This is a genomic window from Streptomyces sp. AK02-01A, assembly GCF_033795305.1.
Lineage (GTDB): Bacteria > Actinomycetota > Actinomycetes > Streptomycetales > Streptomycetaceae > Streptomyces.
Window position 1 is genome coordinate 1 of sequence record NZ_JARBAE010000102.1, and the last position, 4,833, is coordinate 4,833.

At 66.9% G+C, this 4,833-nt stretch carries 1 protein-coding gene and 2 pseudogenes; 1 reads left to right on the forward strand and 2 read right to left on the reverse strand.

The window, feature by feature from the left end; all coding sequences use genetic code 11:
* Nucleotides 1-626, reverse strand: a pseudogene (locus tag PV679_RS35810) (hypothetical protein); the annotation flags it as partial.
* An 849-nt stretch (nt 627-1,475) separates the two neighbouring features.
* Nucleotides 1,476-1,718, reverse strand: coding sequence for an HtaA domain-containing protein (locus PV679_RS36330; RefSeq protein WP_416069879.1), 243 nt, complete (start codon nt 1,716-1,718; stop codon nt 1,476-1,478).
* Between the two features lie 617 nt (nt 1,719-2,335).
* Between PV679_RS36330 and PV679_RS35815 the strand changes: the two are divergent.
* A pseudogene (locus PV679_RS35815) lies at nt 2,336-4,833 on the forward strand (hypothetical protein); the annotation flags it as partial.

Consider the following 4,833-nt stretch of genomic DNA (forward strand, 5'->3'; position numbering starts at 1 on the left):
GTGTACGCCTCGGCGTCGGCGTTGGTGATGCCACCGGCCGCGACGGTGAAGACCGCGAGGGTGCCGCCGTCCAGCTTCTTGTCGTCCAGGGCATCGGTGTCGACGGTGAGGTCGACGGTGAAGGTGCCGTCGTCGTTGAGCTTCGCCTCGTTGGCGGCGCCGGAAGCCGGAGTGTCGTGCACCCAGACCGCCGCGATGTTCGACCGGGTCGAGGACGGATGGCCTTGGGAGGGCTGCCAGCCGGACTGCCTGATCCAGCCCAGTTCGACGTAGGCTCCGGCGTTACCACTGCCGTGCGGGTTGGCCGTGGTCGTGTCGTAGCCGGAGCCGGTGACGGTGACGGTGTCGCCGTCCCGCAGGCCCGTGGCCGGGCTGACGGTGAGCTCCGGGTGGTGCACCGGGCTCGTCGTGGTGGTGTAGGTGAGGGTGAGTGGTGTGGCGGGCTTGGCCGCGTCGCGGGCACCACCGGAGGTGAACCAGTAGGAGGCCTGCCCGGTCAACTGCTGGAAGTCCACAAAACTCTGCGGAAACGCTCCCCAGTACGACCCGTTCGCCGACGACTTCACCGGCTGCCCGGCCGACCCCGCCGGAACACCGACCGGCACATCGAGATAATCAGGCGTCACCGTAAAACCCGACGAACCCAGCTCAACCCCACGGAGACTGGCCAGAGTAACCGTCGTCGCCGGAAGAGCAACCCACTTACCCGGATCATTCATATCAGCGCCATAGCCAGTGGCCGTCGCCGTCAACGAACCCGTCCCATCCGCCTTCACCGTCAACACCGGATCCGTGGCCGACCAATACGTAAGCCCACCATAGAAAACCGAAGTAAAGGAACCCGACCACCGAATCGTGGCAGTCCGCGCGACAGTGTCAACCGTCCCCGTACCCTTACCGAACACCACACGATTACGCGTCAGAGAACTGACCGAACCCGGCGAAACCGCGACACCAGACGGATCCTGACACTTCGTCGACCACGACGGCTCCGCGAACACACCATCACGGTCCGGCTTCTCCACCACCACATCACCCACACGCGTGGAATAAAAGCCATCACTCTCACTCCACAAACGACTGGAACCGGTATCCCCCGCCTTCCCCGCCGACAAGAAATTACAACCACCGAAGAAAGCACCACCTCCCTGCTCACCACTGAGCCCCCACACCAACGACGCATCCGCCACAGTCACCGGAGCAGCCGAAGCCGACCCCGCACCCGCGAACACCACACCCACCGCCGACACCACAGCAACCACCAGAGCGGCGATGCCCCGGTGTCTGAGGCCAGTGGTGCGTGGGCTGGTTCTCGCGCGCGTCCGGCGCGCGGTGATTCGGTACATTTGTTTCTTCTCTCCTGCAGAGAATCATGCGGTGACACGGTCTGTGTCCCGCTGGTCAGGGGGCCGGGCGGGCATGCCTGGCCCCCTTGGCAGTGCGCCGGGCGCACAAGGTGCTGAGGTTGGCCGGCCTCACCTCCTCTCTCGTTGTTTCCGGAAGGCCTCTTTCCGGAAGGTCTGTTTCCGGAAGTGGTTCCTGTTGTGGTTTCCAGGGACGGCCAGGTCCTGAGCGAGGATCTTCCGACCGTCGCCGGCGGTGACGCTGTTGCCGGCGGGACCTGCCGCATAGGAGCGGAAGCTCTTCTTGAAGCCCCAGGTCAGGCGGCCGCCCTTGATACCGGTGGTGAGTTCGCAACTGGCGGCTGTGCAGGACAGTTCGCCGCCTGCGGCGACGGTCGTCGGGAGCCTGGCAACCGCCGAGGATCACCGGCATCACCAACAGCAGCCCGAGGAGGAGGCGTTGGGGCGCGGACCTGGTACGGCCGAGCATCACGCCTCCGGTGGCTCCGGCGGACGGCCGGGGACACAGGGGCCGGGCTGGCTGTCTGTTGCCCATGACAGGGCTGCCTCCAATGGCGACGGAGGCGGCTCGGGCCTCCGTCCGACATCGTCCGCGGACTGGCGCGAACGGGGTGGTACGCGATCTGGGCATGCGAGGGCCACGTCCAGGACATGCCTGGATCAGGCGGCTGAAGTTAGGTAAGGCTAACCTATATAAAGACACTGCGCGTCAAGACACCGCGACAGAGTCGGCCACCAAGGCACCACCGACGGCCTGTCGGAATGAACTTAGGTTAGGCTAACCTAATTAACACTGTGGCTCCAGAGACTCCCAGGACAAGCCTCCCGGTGGGACAACGTCGTCGACACCACCAGGCGATCGTCGCGGTGACCTCGTCGGCTCGACACCGACCGGCCGGCCGCGCGACAGGGTCGGTGCGAGCCCATGACCCCTCCATCAGCAAAATCCCCTTCGACGAGCGGACTTGACTGTGCGTTCAAGACCTCTTCCCGCCCGAATCGCCTTCGGATTCGTGGCGGCGACCGCGGTGTTCGCGATAGCCGCACCCTCACCGGCCCGTCTCCGGCCGGCCGAGGCGGCCCAGGTGTCGGCCGTCGGGTCCAAGACGGCCGGCCACTCTTCCCTGACCGCCCTCGCGGCGGTGTCCGATCCCGCGTTCACGGCGCAGCCGCGACCGCGGACGGTGCCGGACGGCGGGGCGGTGACCTTCTCCGCCGAATTTCCCGGCGCCCGCCTGTACACGTGGTACCGCACCGACGCCAAGGGCAGCGTCCCGATAGCCAACAGCAACACCGCGGACTACACCTTCACGGCCAACTACGCCGACAACGGAGCGACATACTCGGTCAAGGCCTTCGACAGCGAATTCATCCAGCACCGTTCCGACGAGGCCCTGCTCACGGTGACTCCGGTGGCGGCGTCGGTCATCGAGCCACCGCACGACACGTCGGCGCAGGTCTATCAGAGCGCGCGGTTCACCGTCACCGCCGCCGGCACGGGCCCCTTCTCCTATCAGTGGCAGCGCCAGGAGACCGAGTACACGGCATGGTCGGACATCGCGGGCGCGACCAGCGCCGACTACGCCGTCAAGACGCGTCCCGGAGATGACGGCGCTCACTTCCGTGTCGTCGTCGACAACGGCCACGGCCCGTCCACCGCGTCGTCGGCAGCCACGCTCAGCGTGATCAGCGGTGGTGGAAGCCTCGACCCGGTCGACCACGCGAGCCTGGAGTGGGGAGTCAACAACATCTACCAGGGCGGCAATCCGGCCAACACCGGCTGCAACTTCTTCTCCGCGGGCACACAACCGCTGTTCCAGTCCACACAGGGCGACGTACGGATCATCCACCGGGTTCCCGACGGCACCGCACAGGGCATCTCGGACACCACCAAGTGCATGCCGAGCGACGGATCACGCCTCAACCAGCGCGCACTGTTCACCAATGGCACCGGGACAGCGAACTCCACCACGGGAGAAGCGACGATCCACTGGGACGGCGCCTTCACCGCGAACGCCTACTCCGGCCTGCTCACCTGGTACCTCAAGGACCCGACGCTGACGATCGCCGAGAACGGCACGGGAACCCTCACCGCGACCGGCGGCGGCATGGGCTCCAGCAGGGACAACCCGGGCGAGCAGGAGGAGGTTCCGGCACGCCGTGTCACCGTCGCGGCCTTCGACTCGGTGCGGCTGGAGACCACGGCCGGACCCGGCGGCGGGGCCCAGATCTCTCCGGAGTTCTCCGGCGTCGACTACTTCCCGCTCGTCGACGGGGTGCGCTCCACCACCTCGGCGATCACGGACCCGGTCAAGGAGGCCAAGCCGGACTGGGGATCGTGGCCGGAGTCGTTCGTTGACTTCCAGTACGAGACAGGACTGTCCAGCTACTGGCACACCAGCGGCCTGAGCTCCGATCCGGACAAGACGCCGTTCGACCTGGCGGTACGGTTCGACTCCGCTCCCGAGGTACGGGACGTTCCCGTCATACTCGCGAATCCGTCGACCACCGCCGCCGCTCCCTACATCGAGGGCCGCGCCCTCACCGTCACCGCCGACATCGACGGTGACGCCGAACTGCGGTGGCAGCGGGCTGCCTCGGCCAACGGGCCATGGACCGATATCGAGACCGCGACGGGCGAGTCGCTGACCATCCCGGCCATCGACTCCTCCTGGAACCACACCTACGTACGCATCGTGGCGACCAACAACGACGGACAGGCCATCTCCACGGCACTGCTCCTCACCACCGCGCCGTACTCCGCGCCCACCTTCTCCCAACCGCCGGGCCCCGTACTCGCCATCCAAGGCACCAAGGCCCTCGTCCCGTTCAAGGTCACCGGCAACCCGGCCCTCGATCCGCACAAGATCGTCCTGGAGCGCAGCGACGACCACGGCGCCACCTGGAAGCCGTGGGCCGGTGCGGAGTACGCGCAGCCCGTCATCGGCGGTACCCAGGAATTCACGATCTCCTCGATGCCGCTCGCCGCCGACGGAGCCACGGCGCGCATCGTCGCGGCCAATGTCGAGGGCGCCGAGTCGGTCTCCGACTCCTTCTCCGTCCGTGTCTTCCCGGCCACCGGTGGACGGCAGCTCCTCGCTCTGCCCGACGCCGCTGTGGATCCGGACGCGTCCACCGGGCTCACGATCCTCGGAGCGGGTTTTGACGTGCCCGACTGGCCCAGTCCCACGCTGACTTACTCGCTCGACGTCGGTCTCTTCGACGCCGCGGTATGGCAGCCCGGCAAGCAGGGAAACCGCGACTGGACAGCGACGTCGCGGGACAGCAGTGGCGGGCAGCTTTACTACGACTCGATGCGGGCGAGCGGCGGCGCCTTCACGATCTCCCTCACCGTGCCGGCCGGAAAGTTGACTCGCGGTCACACCTACGGCATCGGGGCGTTCCTGCGGCTCACCGACATCAAGACCTGGCAGGACACCTTCGACGACCGCTCACTCGACGCGTGGAT